This is a genomic window from Sphingosinicella sp., assembly GCF_041916975.1.
GTDB lineage: Bacteria > Pseudomonadota > Alphaproteobacteria > Sphingomonadales > Sphingomonadaceae > Sphingosinicella.
Map to the genome: position 1 here is coordinate 3,200,045 of NZ_JAYRYK010000001.1, position 15,010 is coordinate 3,215,054.

A 15,010-nucleotide genomic window follows, 5' to 3' on the forward strand; every position below is an offset into this window, starting at 1 on the left:
GTTCCTCCTGTCTTCACGGGAGGAGGGGGCGTCGAAACAGGCCAGGGGTTCAGCGTGCACGGCGCCCGCGAAGGCGGGATCAGGGCGTGCTGAACGTGGCCGCGCTGCGGGCCATCTCCTCGTAGATGCCGGTGAGCACGCCGAGAAGCTGGGTCATCTCGGTGATGCGCTCGTCGATGTTCGAAATCGTGCCGATCGCCTTCAGCAGCAGGTCGCTGCGGATATCGGCGTATTCGTCGGTCATCCGCTTGCCCGCCTCGGTGACGCTGTAGGAGAAGATCTTGCCGGCCTTTTCCTTGGTCTTGCGGATCAGCTTCGCGGATTCGAGTTTGCGCAGGCTGTACTGGATGTTGGGGATGTCATCCCGGTTGATCATCCGCGCGATGGTGGCGCTGCTCTTCGGGCGGTTCTGCATCCGGATCACGTGTAGGATCAGGTGCTCCGAGAATTTGATGTCGGCATCGGTGAGCACCGAGCCCGTCGTCGTCACCCAGCGCGAAAAGGCCTCGTAGAAGCGGATGATCGACCATTCGAACTCGGTGACGCGGTATTCCCCATCGGTCTTGGCTAAATGCCAGTTTTGATAGAATTTCGATTCCATGCGCTTTTCCTGCCTGACCACCGAACTGACAGGCCGGGTTAACGGAGCCACGCTCACAAGGAAAGAGCTTCGGGCAGTGGCGCGAAAGCCGGGGAAAGCGCGAAGCCGGCGCCGGGGGCCACGGGTTCCAGCCCGAGCGACTGCAGCATGACGCGCGCGGTGCAGGCCGCGGCGGACACGACGGGGAGGCCGACGGCGTCCTCCGCGCGCGAAAGCGCGTCGAGCGACGGCATCTGCACGCAGGCCGACAGCACGACGGCCTCGGCGCCGGTGACATCGAGGCGCTTCAGGTCTTCGAGCAGCAACAGCGGATCGCGGCGGCCGACCTCCAGATTGTCGGCGATCTCGAGCGCGATCGTATCGACGACGCGGACGCCTTCATGCTCGATATATTCGGCGACGAGATTGGTGAGCGGCCGCAGATAGGGCGTGATGATCGCCGCGCGGCGCACCCGCATCTCGCCCAGCACCTGAACGAGCGCGCCAGCGCTGGTGACGATGGGACAGGGCGCGCCGGCCTCGCGTACCGCCGCTCCGAGCCGTTCCTCGCTGGTGCGGTGGTAGCCGAGCCCTGACGACATGATGGCGACGAGGCAGGCGTAACCCATCACGTCGACCTCCGCGTCGGCAAGCTCCTCGGCGCAACGCACGCTTTGCGCGTCCATCGCGGCGAGTTCATCGCGCGTCACACGCTTCATCCGCATCCGCGAAGAATGGAAGCTGAACTGCTCCGGCCGGATGCTCTCGCGGGCGCGCAGCATGGCCGGGATCTCGGTCTCCATCGTGGTGTTGGAGCTCGGTACGATCTGGCCGATACGAAAGAGACGCGCCATGGATGCCCTTACGCGGCGGGAGTGCCGTTCCCGTGCATAGGGGAAGCCGCGCCGGGGCTGCAAACCGCACCCGGCCGGGGTCTATCACATCGTGATAAGCCGCCGGCGGATGGATAGAATGGGCACCCCGAAGAGGGTCAGTTCTGCGCGAGGATGCAGGGCATCAGCGCCATGCGGCCGCGTGCGAAGCGGAAGCCGTGCTGCGGCGACGTCTGGCGCTCCAGAGTCATGCGTCCGTTCGTGTAGGTTTCGGCGGCGCCTGTTTCACCTGCAAGCCGCGGGAGCATGGTGGCGCTGCCGTCATCAAGAATCACCTCCGCTTGCTCATCCACAAGCCGCACGCGCAGCTGCTCCGCGCCGCAGCGCATCACGATGTGCGAGGGAACGGGCATCGGCGGGGCAATACCTCCCGTGGCCGCGTTTTCCGCGGCACCGCTCTCCCATGCCCCGGTATTGGCGAAGCGAAGCATGCGGCCGTCGCTGCTCGTCACCTTCAGTTTGCCATCCGCGCCTACCGACGCTGTGGTCGCCGTCTCCAGCACGGCGCGGAAGGTCGCTTCCTGTGCCATGACTGCCTCGGGGCACGCCATCTTGGTGCCGATCATCGGCGGGTGCACCGTGAACGCGGTGCCGTTCAGCGCATAGCGCGCCGAAAAATTGTTGCAGCCCGAACGACCGCCGATTCGCCCGTCCACGCCCAGTTTGAGCTGGAACCGGGCACCGGGTGCGGGTGTCTCGCCCACAATGGTTTCCAATGCCCACATCGCGGGAGTGACAGGTGATGTGGGGGTAGTGGCGGCCGCTGCCGGTGCAACCGGCGCTGCTGCATCCTGCCGCTGTGTTTCCGCTGCGCACCCCGTCGCCATCAGAACCGTCACCATCCAAAGGCCACACTTCATTACGGCTCTCCTTTCACAGCGCCTCGCGCATGTCGCAGCTGACTGCCGGAAGAATAGCCATTTTCGGGACATCGAGGGAGACTGCATTTTGCATTGAGGGCTGGACGAACCCCCGCAATGGGCGCTAAGGCGCTCCCCCAGCGATGCGGAGCGGTGGCCGAGTGGTCGAAGGCGCTCGCCTGGAAAGTGAGTATACGGCAAAACCGTATCGAGGGTTCGAATCCCTCCCGCTCCGCCACCAAGCCTCTTCTAGAGCGCTCTGAAAGTACCGGAATTCCTTGCTTTTCAGCCAATTTTCGGTTAGTCTTCTCTCTCATTTGATTCCTTTGAGTGCCCCCAAATCCCATGCTGTACGGGACGTTTCTGGGGGCGCCGATTTGAGAGATGGGGGCACTTGTGCTGACAGACCTCCAGGTGCGGAAAGCAAAGCCCGCCGAGCGGGACTACAAGCTTGCGGATTCCGGCGGGCTTTACCTCTACGTGACGCGCAAGGGCGCGAAGTCGTGGAGGATGAAGTACCGCTTTGCTGATCGGGAAAAGCGGCTGGTCTTCGGCCTTTACCCCGAGGTGTCTCTGGACGCGGCGCGCAAGCTTCGCGATGAGGCCCGGCAGCAGCTGCGCGATTTCCGCGATCCCGCCGTCGAGAAGCGCAAGCGCAAGCTCGCAGCGTCTGCCGCGGCGATGGAGACGTTCGAGAAGCTGGCGCGCGCGTGGCACGCGCTGCAGGCGCCCCGCTGGGCGCCGGTGCATGCCGCGGATGTAATCTCGAGCCTTGAGAACGATGTTTTCCCGCACCTCGGCAAGCTTCCGATCCCGGCGATCGACAGCCGGGTGATCCTCGCGACCCTGCGCAAGGTCGAGGCACGCGGCGCGATCGAGACGGCGCGGCGGCTGCGCCAGCGCATCTCGTCGATCTTCTGCTACGCGATTGCCGAAGGCGTCGCTGATCATGATCCCGCGTCCGGCATTGTGAAGGCGATGAAGCCGGTGCCGAAGAAAGGCCGGCAGCCGGCGATGCTGCAGATTGAGGATGCGCGCAGCGTTCTGCTCGCGGCGGAAGGTTCTGACGCAACGCCGGTGGTGAAGCTCGCGTCGCGGCTGGTCGCGCTGACAGCGGTCAGACCCGGCGTCATCCGCGGCGTAACCTGGGACGAGTTCGAGAACATCGACTGGGAGCATCCTGATGGTGTTGGTGGAGACCCGCCGCTGTGGCGTATCCCCTCTACGCGGATGAAGCTGGTGCTTGTGCGCAAGGACGAGGCGGCGTTCGATCATCTGGTGCCGCTCTCCCGGCAGTCTGTTGCTGTGCTGCGCGCCATGCGGACGCTGACCGGGCGGAACCAGTTGGTGTTTCCCTCGCAGCGCCATGCGCATCGGCCGATGAGCGAGAATGCCATCGGCTATCTTTACAACCGCGTGGGGTTCCACGGCCGCCATGTGCCGCACGGCTGGCGGGCGAGCTTCTCGACGATCATGAACGAGGTGGCCGAGCGCAGCGCCCGCGAGAGCGGCCAGCGCCTCCTTGCCGAGCTCGATGCCAAGGTCATCGACCTGATGCTTGCGCATGTCCCCGCGAACACGGTGGAGAGCGCCTACAACCGGGCGGCGTTCATGGATCGCCGCATCGAGATCGCGCAGGACTGGGCCGACATGCTGTGCGAGGGGCTCGCCGAGCCCGCAGAGCTTCTGGAAGGCAACCGCCGCTAACGTGCCTCTGCGATCCATGCATCGATCTCGGACTCGTACCAGCCGACGCAGGTCGCGCTGAAGCGGACCGGCGCCGGGAATGATCCGGCCTTCACGCTCCGTGCGATCGTCGTGCGGCTGAGGCTGATGCGCCGGGCCACGTCACGAATACCGATGAGCCTGTCGGTGAGTTGCGGCACGGGCTACTCTGCGGGCAGGTCGTCGACATGGAAGAACATCGGGTTCTTCATCCATGCGCTGACGGCGGACTCGCGCCAGCCGGTACAGCGCGTGGCGATGCGCACCTGCCTTGGGAACGTGCCGCTTTGCATCTTCCGGTAGAGCGTCGAGCGGCTGAGCCCGGTGCGGTCGAGAACGGCTTTGAGGCGGATGATGCGGTCATGGGACATGGCTGGTCCTTCCTTAAGCGGTTGTCAGCTTCCCCAGTCGGGTCAGGATGCCGGGTCCGGTACGGGCGTCAAGAGTGGCGGAAATGGTGCCATCTCGCCGCATACGGACCCATGGGATATCCCAGGACGTCACCGAACGTCAGCGCACGTCCGTTCGCCGCCAAAGAATTTTTTGCAGCCGATCGCGGCGATGCGGGCCTGGCGTCCCATGATGTCCCGTACGCTGGATCGGCGCGCGAATCAGGCGCCGGGCTTTTGCCCGGCGGCGTGTTTGATCCGTCTGTTCCGGCGGGGGAGCGGGCGTCACGGGGCTTTAGGCGGGCCGCGTCGGCCTGCAACCTGCCTTCGGCCGGTCTTCCTCTCCGTTCCAGCCCTTCGGGTGCAGGCCGCCTCATGCAGCCCGCCTGACCCCGTTCCTGCCGCCCGCCCCCGCCCTTCCGGCCGGGGCCACGGCTGTTGGCAGGAGAAGGATCATGAACGGCAAATCTGTATCTGAACCCGGCGTGCCCCTTGAGCGGGATCGTCACGCGGTGATGAGGGCATGGCTTAGGCGACTGCCCGAACGGACGCTGCTGGTGTTCATAGCCCACAGGGTCGAAGGCCAGTCTTACGCCGAGATCGCCGCTGAGCTGGGCATCGGCGAGTGGCGCGTGCGCTGGCATATGCGCAGGGCCATCCGGCACATCGTGAAGATCGGCAAGCCCTACCGGGAAGCGCTCGCAGCGCTCGACCCGGTATCGCAGCAGGTCATGGAGCTTGCCTGGGACGGGCTGCTCAACGACAGGATCGCGTTGCGGCTCGGCCTCTCGGTCCGCGACGTGGAAACCCGCATGGCGGCGGCGCTGGTGGCGCTGCACAGGGCCGCAACCCTCTGATCAGGGGGTTGCGGCGCCCATCCTTACGGCAACAGCCTGTTCTTGCAGTGCAAAGTCATGCCTGAGTTGCTAGGAAGGTGTCCCATGCGCACGAGCCTCGATCATCTTCCGCCCACAAAGCAGCGCGAGCTCGAATGCGTCGTCGGGATTCTGTTCGAGGAGTTCAATGACACCCTCGCGCTTGCCCAGCACCAGTGGAAGAAGAAGGGCCGCATCACCAAGGTCATCCTCTACGGCAGCTACGCACGCGGCGGCTGGGTCGACGAGCCGCACACCGCCAAGGGCTACAAGTCCGACTTCGATCTCCTCGTCATCGTCAACGACAAGCGGCTCACCGACTATGTGAAATACTGGGCGAAGGCCGAGGAGCGCTTCCACCGCGAATACGGCATTACGAAGAGCATCAAGACCCCGGTCAACTTCATCGTGCACACGCTGCAGGAAGTGAACGATGGCCTCGCGCATGGCCGGTATTTCTTCATGGACGTCGCCAATGACGGCATCGCGCTCTACCAGAGCGATGACAGCGTGCTCCTTACGCCGAAGCCCAAGACGCCGAAGGACGCGCTCAAAATGGCGCGGGAATACTTTGATGAGTGGCTACCCAGCGGGGTCGAGTTTTTCGACAATTACAAGTTCAATCTGGGAAAGGGCCGGCGGAATAACGCGGCCTTCCAGCTACACCAAGCTGTTGAACGCCTCTATCACTGCGTGCTTTTGGTGTGCACGTTCTACACTCCTCACGTCCACAATCTGGGTTTTCTGCGGTCGCAGGCAAACCTCATCGACCGTCGATTGATGTATGTCTGGCCCGAAGACAACCGCAAGCAGCGGGCGATGTTCGAGAAGCTGAAGCAGGCCTATGTGAAGGCCCGCTACTCGAAGCACTACCGTATCAGCGAGGAAGAGCTCACGTGGCTCGGCGAGCAGGTCGAGGAGCTCGGCCGCGTCGTCCATGCCGTCTGCAGCGAGCGGATTGCCGAGCTGGAAGCGACGGCGAGGGGCTGAAAGCACGCGGCATCATGCCTGACCAACGTATCGGACTATAGATGAGTCGCCTCAGCCGGGACCTTCGTCGGCGTAAACTTGAGAAGCTGCTTGGTTATAGCAAGGATGAGCCGATGATCCGGCTCGTCACAAAGATAGGTGCGGTGCTTGGCGGCAATTCGGGTGCGCGGCATTCAGTGCTTGACCTGCCTGAAGACGCAGTCGGCGCAGAGATCGGATCCAAGTACTATATTGCACCCTGGACTCTCGAGACCTTTATAAACGAATTATTATGTACGCCGAAGCACCGGGTACCCGCCACGGGAACATCTCGCGAACTTCGTTCCGACAGTTATGCGGTGCTACGCATTCTGACGAACTTGATCATCGCACTCGAGAATGCTGAGGACGGTATATTTCTCGAAAAGCACGATGTCTTCACGGAGATGCATCGGCTTGGCCAGCGACAGTTTCCTTGGCAACGCGGCATGGGAAATAGTCCATCATTCTACCGTTCACTTCTGCTCTATGGCACCGGCAGCGCCGCCGATTATTTTGAATGCGACGTGGGGCTGACAACCGCTGACTTTGTCAAAGTGGGAGTTTGGCTCGCCAGAGCGCTAGACCGCTCCGATGGCGTCAACCGAAATACAGACCTGTCCTCGATTTCGATCACGCCAGAGGTCCGCGAGCGAGCACTGTCGCGGGTCGCTATTAGCCATAACGATGCCCGCGCTCGCGCCCGCTGTATGCGTGCGACGAACCTGCATACCGCATACAAACCTAGCATTCTTCGCAATTTTCCCATCATTGCTTTCGGGACTTATAATGAACGATTGCGTGCTCCCCTCCCAGCGCTAATCCTCGAGCGCGTTACGGGTGGGCATTATCTCGACGTGGTGGGTGGTGGCCCAACTGTATGGTCAGAGATTGGTGAGCGTTTCGAGCAATATTGCGTCAACTATCTATCCATAATGCTTGCGCCTTACACGGTTCGTGGCGAATACTCCTATGGTCCGAAAAAGATTCGCCAGCGCACACCAGATGTACTGGTTTCGGATGGCAACGAGGTAATCCTCATCGCTGAATGCAAGGCGAAGCGAATGACCTTTGAGGCCCGCTTCTCCGAAGATCCCATCACTGATGCCGCAACGGGTTATGCCGAGATTGCCAAGGGCATCTTCCAAATTTGGCGTTTCTTGTCACATGCTCGACGAGGCATAAGCGGGACACCCCCTGTTCGATCCGATTGCCTGGGCATTCTGTTGACGGTGGACCCATGGCTGACAATGGCACGAAACCAGGAAGAGAAAGTTTTCGCCGCTGCGCATGCGCTTGCTGATAAAGAGGGCAGCATTGAAACCGCTGATCGTTGTCACGTTCCTGTGTGCCTGATCGACGACGTCGAGTTCGCACTGCAGAATGGGACTGCCACCACATTTATTGATGCGTGTCGAGAGCTCTCCTTCGGAAAAAAGAAGGGCTGGATTCTGTCGGTGGCACATGTCTCAGAACCATCTGTTACGCGGCCATATCCCTTTCGAGAACGCATCGGTGACATATTGCCTTGGTGGCCATCATCAAGTGGTACAGACGAACTGGAGCGTTAGTCACCTCCTATTGTTTCTACCTCGAACGCTCGTTTCCCCTTGCGCCGCCAGAGTGCAACCAACCCTTCCCTCCGCTCGCCTTCCCCTTGTTGCACGATCCCGAGCAGCGCACCGTAAATCGCTGCCCGATCATCATCGACCAGCACATCGAGTCTGGCCTTGACGATAAGCCCACCGAGTTCGATGAGGCGTCGCGTCCGCGCGCGGCGTTTCACCACCCAGTCCCGCGTATCAGCCCGCGCCCGCTGTGCCTGCAGCCGGTGGCGCAATGCCCGGAGCTTTCGCTCGGCGCACAGTGTCTTTCGCAGCCGCAGCTTGAGCGAATTTCCCCCGCAGAAAAAACGCCGCGCCAGCCGTGCGCCATTCCTCCTTCTGCACCATGTTTGTCGTGGCGACGGCGTTGACCAGCACACCCGCAAGCACATCGATCCCGAGGCTATCGGCGCCCGTCGCCGAGACCAGCTGCCCAAGCTCGCGAAGCTTGCGGTCCTGAAGCGCTTTCGCCTTGTCAGCGAGCAGCTTCATCTCGGTATCATAGTCACGGGGCCTGCGCATGGGATGGGGTCCTTCCATTTGCGGTGATGTGCCCAACGCTACGAGTCGTTCTGGCGCGCGGTAAAGAGGCAGAACCCGTGTGAGACCACCCGGTCCCTCGCGAGCTTCGATCTTGTGAGGGCGCGCTTATACGTCGTGCCGACGTGGCTTTGGGGGTGTAGATCGTGTGCCGCCATGGCGATCTATCACTTCAGCGCGAAGATCATCAGCCGGTCGACCGGCGCCAGCGCGCTCGCGTCCGCCGCGTACCGCTCAGCCTCGCGGCTCCACGACCAGCGCCTCGATCGCCATCACGACTTCACCAACAAGGCCGGGGTCATCCACTCCGAAGTGTTGCTGCCGGAGAACGCCCCCGAACAGCTTCGGAATCGCGAAGCGCTCTGGAACAGCGTCGAGGCCGTCGAGGTACGCAAGGACGCACAGCTCGCGCGTGAGGTCGAGTTCGCGCTGCCGCGCGAGCTGGAACAGGCCGACGCGGTTCAGGTGGCGCGCGACTTCGTGGCCCGCGCGTTCGTCGAGCGCGGCATGTGCGCCGATCTCAACGTGCACTGGGACATCGGCGCCGATGGGCTCGCGAAGCCCCACGCCCACGTCATGCTCACGATGCGCGAAGTCGATGAAAACGGCTTCGGCGCGAAGGTGCGCGACTGGAACAGCACGCAGCTTCTCGAACACTGGCGCGAAGCCTGGGCGCAGCACCTCAACCGCGCACTCGCCGAGCGCGATATCGATGTCACCGTCGATCACCGCAGCCTCGAGGCGCAGGGCATCGACCTTGAGCCCCAGAACAAGATCGGCCCGGCAGCCGCGCGCATGGCGGATGTGGGGCTTACGGGCGAGCGTCTCGAGGAGCACCGCGCCATCGCGCGCGCCAACGGCGAGCGGCTGCTTCGCAGCCCTGAACTTGCCCTTGATGCCCTGACGCAACAGCAGTCGACGTTCACGCGGCGCGACCTCGCGATGTTCGTGCACCGGCACAGCGACGGCAAGGACCAGTTCGACCGTGTCCTCGCCGCCGTTGAAGCCTCGCCGGCGCTCGTCGCCTTGGGCAAGGATGGCCGCGAGCAGGAGCGGTTCACGTCCCGCGCGATGCTGGAGACCGAGCAGCGGCTGGGACACGCCACAGAGCGCCTGCACGAACAGCAGAAGCATAATGTCCGCGACCTGCTGCGCGACCATGCTGTCGCGCGCGCCGAGCGGCACGGGCTCGTGCTCTCGTCCGAACAGCGCGCCGCGCTCGATCATGTGACCGAAGCGAAGGGCCTCGGCGTCATTGTCGGGTACGCCGGAACGGGAAAGTCGGCATTGCTCGGCGTGGCACGTGAAGCGTGGGAGGATGCGGGCTACCATGTGCACGGTCTCGCTCTCTCCGGCATCGCCGCCGAGAACCTTGAAGCGGGATCGCGCATCGCGTCGCGCACGATCGCGGCGCAGGAGCACGCCTGGGCAAACGGCACCGATCATCTCACGCCGCGCGACGTGCTCGTCATCGACGAGGCGGGCATGATCGGAACGCGGCAGATGGAACGCGTACTGTCACATGCGAGCGAGGTCGGCGCGAAGGTGGTGCTGGTGGGCGATCCCGAGCAGCTGCAGGCGATCGAGGCGGGCGCCGCGTTCCGCAGCATCCATGAGCACCATGGCGGGGTCGAGGTCACCGAGATCCGCCGTCAGCACGACGCCTGGCAGCGCGATGCCGTCCGGCAGCTCGCCACCGGGAGAACCGCGGAGGCGGTCCATGCGTTCAAGGCACATGATCGCATCCATGCCGCACCAACCGAAGCCGACGCGAAGAAACAGCTGATCGATCGCTGGGACAAGGACCGGAAGGCGGCGCCGCAGAAGAGCCGGCTCATCCTCGCGCACACGCGCGCCGACGTCGCGGAACTCAACGCGCTTGCACGGCAGCGCCTGCGGCTGGGAAAACAGCTGGGTGATGACGGCCGTGTGGAAACGACGAAAGGCCCAAAGCCGTTCGCGCGCGGCGATCGGGTGATGTTCCTCCGGAACGAAAAGAGCCTTGGGGTGAAGAACGGCTCGCTCGGCAGAGTCGAGAGTGTGACGCAGGCCCGCATGGCGGTGATGCTCGATGATGGTAGGAGCCTCAGCTTCGACACGAAGCTCTATACCGACATCGACCATGGCTATGCCGCCACGATCCACAAGGCGCAGGGCGTCACCGTCGGCAGGGCCTATGTCCTCGCAACGCAGGGCATGGACCGGCACGGTGCCTATGTGGCGCTGTCACGTCACAGGGAGCGCGTGGACCTCTATTACGGCAAGGAGACGTTCAAGAACGAGCAGCAGCTGATCCGCACAATGGCACGCGATCGCGGCAAGGACATGGTCGGGGATTACGGCCCCGTTGCCGACAAAACGGAGGCGTTCGCCGCAAGGCGCGGCATCACGCTTCGGGAGCGGGTCAAGGCGGTCGCGGTCAAGGTCCGCGACATGTTCGAGGGGCTCCAGCTCAAAAGCACCCCCATCCAGGCACCGAAGCCGCAGCTCGAGCCTGCGGTCGAGCAGTACGCGCGCACGGTGCACAAGGTCCGCGAGATGGGCATCGCAGGCGTACCGATGAGCGAACCCTTGCGCGTCCTGCACGAACGCGACGAGGCCGCGCTCGATGCGATCCGGCCCGGCGCGGCGCGCGACCTTCGGAACGCATGGCGCGCGGACCTGAACTTGCTGGACACGATGGCGCGCGGCGATGTGCGGCAGGCGCGCGCCCTCCTCGACGAGGCCGAGCGTGTCCGCAGCGACCCCGCGTACCGGGCCGACCGGTTCGTCGCAGAATGGACGCGGCTCCGGAAGCAGCAGGAACATGCCCGGTTCTGGGGCGAGGAGTACAAGCTCCCGAAGATCAGCGCGGGCATGGCCGGGCTCGCCAAGAGTCTCGAGCGCGACGCGCAGATGGAATCACTCCTTCGGCCACGCGCCCGCGAGCTCGGGCTCGGTATCGGCATGGAACCGGAGCGCGGGCTGTCCCGGGAGCTCTCAGACTGGTTCGGCCTCTCGCGCGGAAGAGGGCTCAGCCGTTAGGCTCATGCTCATGACGACCGACTCATCCCCGGCAGAGGCGTTTGAGGCGCTCAGGCGCGAGGTGGCGCTGCTCCGCCGTGCGCTCGAAGGGCTTGCCGCCGAGCAGAAGGCACAGCCCGATTACAGCGGCGCGCTCGCCGGGGTCGGGGAACGCATCAAGGAGCAGAATGCAGCGCTCGGCACCATGGCCAACGCGCCGGCGCTTCAACTGACCCCCGAGGCCTTGGCGCAGCGGATCCTGCGCGCCAGCGAGCAGGTACGCGCGGAGGACGCTCGGCTGCTCGGTCATGCGCAGAACGGGATGACAGGCGCAGCGCGTCAGATCGAGGCCGCACTCGCGACGGCACGGACGGCGCAAGCCCAACAACGCACCGTGAGGTGGTCTGCGATTCTTGGGATTGTGATCGGCGCAATCCTCGGCATTGCCTGCACTACCGCTGCCGTTGAATGGAATGCATCCCATAGCACGATCGCTACCGAAGGTATCCCAAGGAGCGCCAACTAACGCCGGACGTGAACCGCTATTGCCTCACACGGCTGCAATCGCAATTTACAGATCACGCTTTCGACTATGCACATGTAAACGTGGAACCTTTCCGACGCTCGAACGTGAATTCTGCAGAGAGCTCACGTACTGATCCAATCTCTGACAAGGTTTGAAGCGGGAGGATCGCACCATTTGTCCCTATCGCGCCGAAGTGTGATTCTTCGGAAGGGCTTCGGTCAAAATACTTGGTCGAAGGCCGATTTAATTCGGCTTAGGCTCGCGTCAACATCGCGAAGTTTGTCCAGGCCGAACAGTCCGAGTCGGAAGCTGCGATAGTCGGCCCCCTCATCTATCATGAGCGGCACACCAGCTGCGATCTGCACGCCAATTTCGGAGAATTTTCTCCCGCTTTGTATCTCTGGTTGGCTAGTGAAGGATACAACGACACCGGGTGCGCCAAAACCTTCCGCAGAAACTGATCGTATCCCGTAGCCGCCCAACATGGCGCGGACACCATTGCCGAGCTCCCATTGAGCCTCACGCAGGTATTCCAGACCGGAAGCTCGCGTTTCCAACATGGCATCCCTCAACGTCTTCAAAGCATCCGTCGGCATGGTTGCATGATAGGCATAACCCCCGTTCAGATAGGCCTCCGTGATCTCGAGCCACTTGCCAAGGTTGGCCGCGAAGCTTGTGGAGCGTCCTGAACGGCAGCGTTCCAATGCAGCCGCGTTCATCATGACAAGCCCGGCGGATGGCGGAGCCGACCAGCTTTTTTGCGGCGCTGAAATCAAGACGTCGACACCGGAAGTTTCCATATCGACCCAGACGCAACCGGAAGCGATGCAATCGAGAATGAATAACCCATCGACGGCATGAACGGCATCAGCAAGCGCGCGAACATAGCTGTCGGGCAGGATCATACCGGAAGCAGTTTCAACATGAGGTGCAAAAAGAACGGCGGGCCGTTCAGCATGGATACGCGCGACCACGTCTTCGATCGGGGCGGGAGAAAAAGGTGCGTCGATGGTGTCGCCCTTTCGACAAGCTTTCATCACAATCTCTTCGACGGGTATGCTGCCCGCTTCGAAAATCTGACTCCACCGATAGGAAAAGAGCCCGTTGCGAATCACCATTACCCGGGCGTCAGTGGCGAACTGTCGCGCCACGGCTTCCATGGCATACGTACCTCCACCCGGAACAACCACAGCGCGCTGAGCCCCGTATGTTTCGCAAAGTATACCGTGAATGTCGTGCATTACCTTCTGGAAGGCTTCGCTCATGTGATTGAGCGAACGGTCTGTGAAGACGACAGAATATTCGAGCAACCCGTCAGGGTCGATGTCGGGACGTAGTGCTGGCATCCGTTTCCTCATCCTTCGTTTTGTACCTGATCCGGGAATCGCCGGGGTGTTTCGCAACGGGTGATCCGATCTTCCGTAAACGAATATCTTATTTGGCCCGCGCCCGATCCTGGCGCCGCTCGACGCCGTGCAATCCCCGCATGTCGTTCATCTTTTAGACGGCCACATTTCAATAATTTGCGCGTCATTCCACGCGATCCGTACTTTCACCCCTTGCCAAGCTGCAAAATGCATGAGAAATGTTCGTATAACGAATTTATGTTCGTAAAAAATAATTACGTCAATGAGGGAAAGCCATGGATCTGAGGGAACGCGCTCTAGACAAGATCTGGTTTCACGTGACGCCTCCAGCCGCCCTGAGGTCGCCGGGCGGCATGATGGTCTTCGAGAGGGGGGAAGGCTGTTATCTGACCGAGGTTGGGGGCGATGTGTACCTCGACGCCCTTTCGGGTGGCGCCTTTGTCACCAATGTGGGTCACGGCCGCAAAGAAATTGCCGATGCCATGGCGGAGCAGGCGGCAAAGCTTGCATACGTCACCCCTTACAACTTCGCGGCAGAACCGACTGTAAAGCTCGCCGAGAAGATTGCGGAAATCACGCCCGGGGATCTCAGCCGTGTATTCTTCACATCGGGAGGCTCAGAGGCTGTCGAAACGGCTCTGAAGATCGCCAAGCAGTATCACTGGCTCGGCGGTGACCAAAAACGAACCAAGGTCATAAGTCGCCACGGTTCGTATCATGGCTCAACCCACTACGCGATGAGCATCACGGGAGCGAGCCACGATTTCAACAGCAAGATTTTTGCACCACTCGTTCCCGGTACGCTTCAAGCGCCCCACCACAATTGCTATCGCTGTGAGCTCGAGCAGACCTATCCTGCGTGTCGTATCCAATGCGCACGGACGATGGAGAAGATCATTCTCCACGAAGGGCCGGATACGATCGCTGCTATCATCGCAGAGCCAATCCCGTCCGCTGCTTCGATCTATCTGCCACCGGACGAGTATCTGCCGGTGCTGCGCGAAATCTGTGACAAATACGGCATTCTTCTCATTCTGGACGAGGTCATTAACGGCTTCGGACGTACGGGGAAAATGTTCGCCAGTGAGCACTGGGGCGTCACACCGGACATCATGACGATGGCCAAGGGGCTCACCAGCGGTTACGCCCCGATGGGCGCCACGGTAACCAGCCCCAGGGTGACAAGCCGCTTCGAGGCGGCGGGTGGTCGCGAATCCGGCCTCAACCACGTCATCAGTTTCGGAGGGCACGCGGCCTCGGCCGCGGGCGCCCTCAAGAACATCGAGATCATGGAAAACGAAGGCATGATCGAGAATTCGCGCGTGATGGGCGACTATCTGCTCGAAGGCCTGAAGGACGTGCAGAAGCGCAGCCCAATCATCGGCGATGTGCGCGGCAAGGGGCTGCTCGCTGCAGTGGAACTGGTGCGCGACAAGAAGACCGGCCAGCCGTTCGCGCCATCCGACATGCTGTCGGCGAAGTTCACGGCAAAGATGCGCGAAGAGGGCGTTCTGATGCGTACGTTTGCCGTTGCCGAATTCGGCCCGCCGCTGTGTGCCGGGCGCAGAGAGGTGGAGAAGATCGTGGAGGCTTTAGAAAAGAGCGCCGCGTGGTTCGCCTCCGAAGCTGGGGTGGCCTGA

15 protein-coding genes and 1 tRNA gene are annotated in these 15,010 nt (G+C 62.3%); 8 read left to right on the forward strand and 8 right to left on the reverse strand.

The window, feature by feature from the left end; genetic code table 11:
* Nucleotides 1-79: 79 nt before the first annotated feature.
* The 3 genes from ACE3TJ_RS15220 to ACE3TJ_RS15230 all read right to left on the reverse strand — a co-directional run bounded on the left by ACE3TJ_RS15220 (nt 80) and on the right by ACE3TJ_RS15230 (nt 2,333).
* The gene (locus ACE3TJ_RS15220) at nt 80-601 is read right to left on the reverse strand and encodes a winged helix DNA-binding protein (protein ID WP_374597602.1); all 522 of its coding nucleotides are present in this window, start codon (nt 599-601) and stop codon (nt 80-82) included.
* Nucleotides 602-654: 53 nt separating this feature from the next.
* Nucleotides 655-1,434, reverse strand: a complete 780-nt coding sequence (locus ACE3TJ_RS15225; RefSeq protein WP_374597604.1) for an Asp/Glu racemase — start codon at nt 1,432-1,434, stop codon at nt 655-657.
* Between the two features lie 137 nt (nt 1,435-1,571).
* On the reverse strand, nt 1,572-2,333 hold the full coding sequence (locus ACE3TJ_RS15230; protein WP_374597606.1) for an META domain-containing protein: 762 nt from the start codon (nt 2,331-2,333) through the stop codon (nt 1,572-1,574).
* Nucleotides 2,334-2,480: 147 nt separating this feature from the next.
* Here ACE3TJ_RS15230 and ACE3TJ_RS15235 point away from each other — a divergent pair.
* Nucleotides 2,481-2,571, forward strand: a tRNA-Ser gene (locus tag ACE3TJ_RS15235).
* Between the two features lie 158 nt (nt 2,572-2,729).
* Nucleotides 2,730-4,040: a tyrosine-type recombinase/integrase gene (locus ACE3TJ_RS15240; protein ID WP_374597608.1), complete on the forward strand. Its 1,311-nt coding sequence runs from the start codon at nt 2,730-2,732 to the stop codon at nt 4,038-4,040.
* Here ACE3TJ_RS15240 and ACE3TJ_RS15245 read toward each other — a convergent pair.
* Entirely contained in the window at nt 4,037-4,219 is a 183-nt protein-coding gene (locus ACE3TJ_RS15245; protein ID WP_374597610.1) for a helix-turn-helix transcriptional regulator, read from the reverse strand. The two genes, ACE3TJ_RS15240 and ACE3TJ_RS15245, sit on opposite strands and share 4 nt — an antisense overlap.
* Nucleotides 4,220-4,222: 3 nt before the next feature.
* The gene (locus tag ACE3TJ_RS15250; protein WP_339707831.1) at nt 4,223-4,429 is read right to left on the reverse strand and encodes an AlpA family phage regulatory protein; all 207 of its coding nucleotides are present in this window, start codon (nt 4,427-4,429) and stop codon (nt 4,223-4,225) included.
* Nucleotides 4,430-4,902: 473 nt separating this feature from the next.
* Here ACE3TJ_RS15250 and ACE3TJ_RS15255 point away from each other — a divergent pair, with 473 nt between their 5' ends.
* The 3 genes from ACE3TJ_RS15255 (at nt 4,903) to ACE3TJ_RS15265 (ending at nt 7,901) form a co-directional block, all read left to right on the forward strand.
* Nucleotides 4,903-5,304: a sigma factor-like helix-turn-helix DNA-binding protein gene (locus ACE3TJ_RS15255; protein ID WP_374597613.1), complete on the forward strand. Its 402-nt coding sequence runs from the start codon at nt 4,903-4,905 to the stop codon at nt 5,302-5,304.
* Nucleotides 5,305-5,388: 84 nt separating this feature from the next.
* Nucleotides 5,389-6,312: a HEPN domain-containing protein gene (locus ACE3TJ_RS15260; protein ID WP_374597615.1), complete on the forward strand. Its 924-nt coding sequence runs from the start codon at nt 5,389-5,391 to the stop codon at nt 6,310-6,312.
* 113 nt (nt 6,313-6,425) lie between these two features.
* Entirely contained in the window at nt 6,426-7,901 is a 1,476-nt protein-coding gene (locus ACE3TJ_RS15265) for a hypothetical protein (RefSeq protein WP_374597617.1), read from the forward strand.
* On the opposite strand, the gene ACE3TJ_RS15270 is transcribed toward ACE3TJ_RS15265, so the two are convergent.
* Together ACE3TJ_RS15270 and ACE3TJ_RS15275 are read right to left on the reverse strand one after the other, a co-directional pair.
* A complete protein-coding gene (locus ACE3TJ_RS15270) occupies nt 7,898-8,116 on the reverse strand; it encodes a conjugal transfer protein TraD (protein ID WP_374597619.1) in 219 nt (72 codons plus the stop codon). The genes ACE3TJ_RS15265 and ACE3TJ_RS15270 overlap by 4 nt on opposite strands.
* A 16-nt stretch (nt 8,117-8,132) precedes the next feature.
* Nucleotides 8,133-8,456 (reverse strand): conjugal transfer protein TraD, encoded by a 324-nt coding sequence (locus tag ACE3TJ_RS15275; RefSeq protein WP_374597621.1) that lies wholly within the window; start codon nt 8,454-8,456, stop codon nt 8,133-8,135.
* 174 nt (nt 8,457-8,630) lie between these two features.
* Between ACE3TJ_RS15275 and traA the strand changes: the two genes are divergently transcribed.
* Both traA and ACE3TJ_RS15285 read left to right on the forward strand, forming a co-directional pair.
* On the forward strand, nt 8,631-11,498 hold the full coding sequence (gene traA, locus ACE3TJ_RS15280; protein WP_374597623.1) for a Ti-type conjugative transfer relaxase TraA: 2,868 nt from the start codon (nt 8,631-8,633) through the stop codon (nt 11,496-11,498).
* 10 nt (nt 11,499-11,508) lie between these two features.
* Entirely contained in the window at nt 11,509-12,003 is a 495-nt protein-coding gene (locus tag ACE3TJ_RS15285) for a hypothetical protein (protein ID WP_374597625.1), read from the forward strand.
* A 218-nt stretch (nt 12,004-12,221) separates the two neighbouring features.
* On the opposite strand, the gene ACE3TJ_RS15290 is transcribed toward ACE3TJ_RS15285, so the two are convergent.
* On the reverse strand, nt 12,222-13,349 hold the full coding sequence (locus ACE3TJ_RS15290; protein ID WP_374597627.1) for an alanine--glyoxylate aminotransferase family protein: 1,128 nt from the start codon (nt 13,347-13,349) through the stop codon (nt 12,222-12,224).
* Between the two features lie 296 nt (nt 13,350-13,645).
* Between ACE3TJ_RS15290 and ACE3TJ_RS15295 the strand changes: the two genes are divergently transcribed.
* Nucleotides 13,646-15,010: an aspartate aminotransferase family protein gene (locus tag ACE3TJ_RS15295; protein ID WP_374597629.1), complete on the forward strand. Its 1,365-nt coding sequence runs from the start codon at nt 13,646-13,648 to the stop codon at nt 15,008-15,010.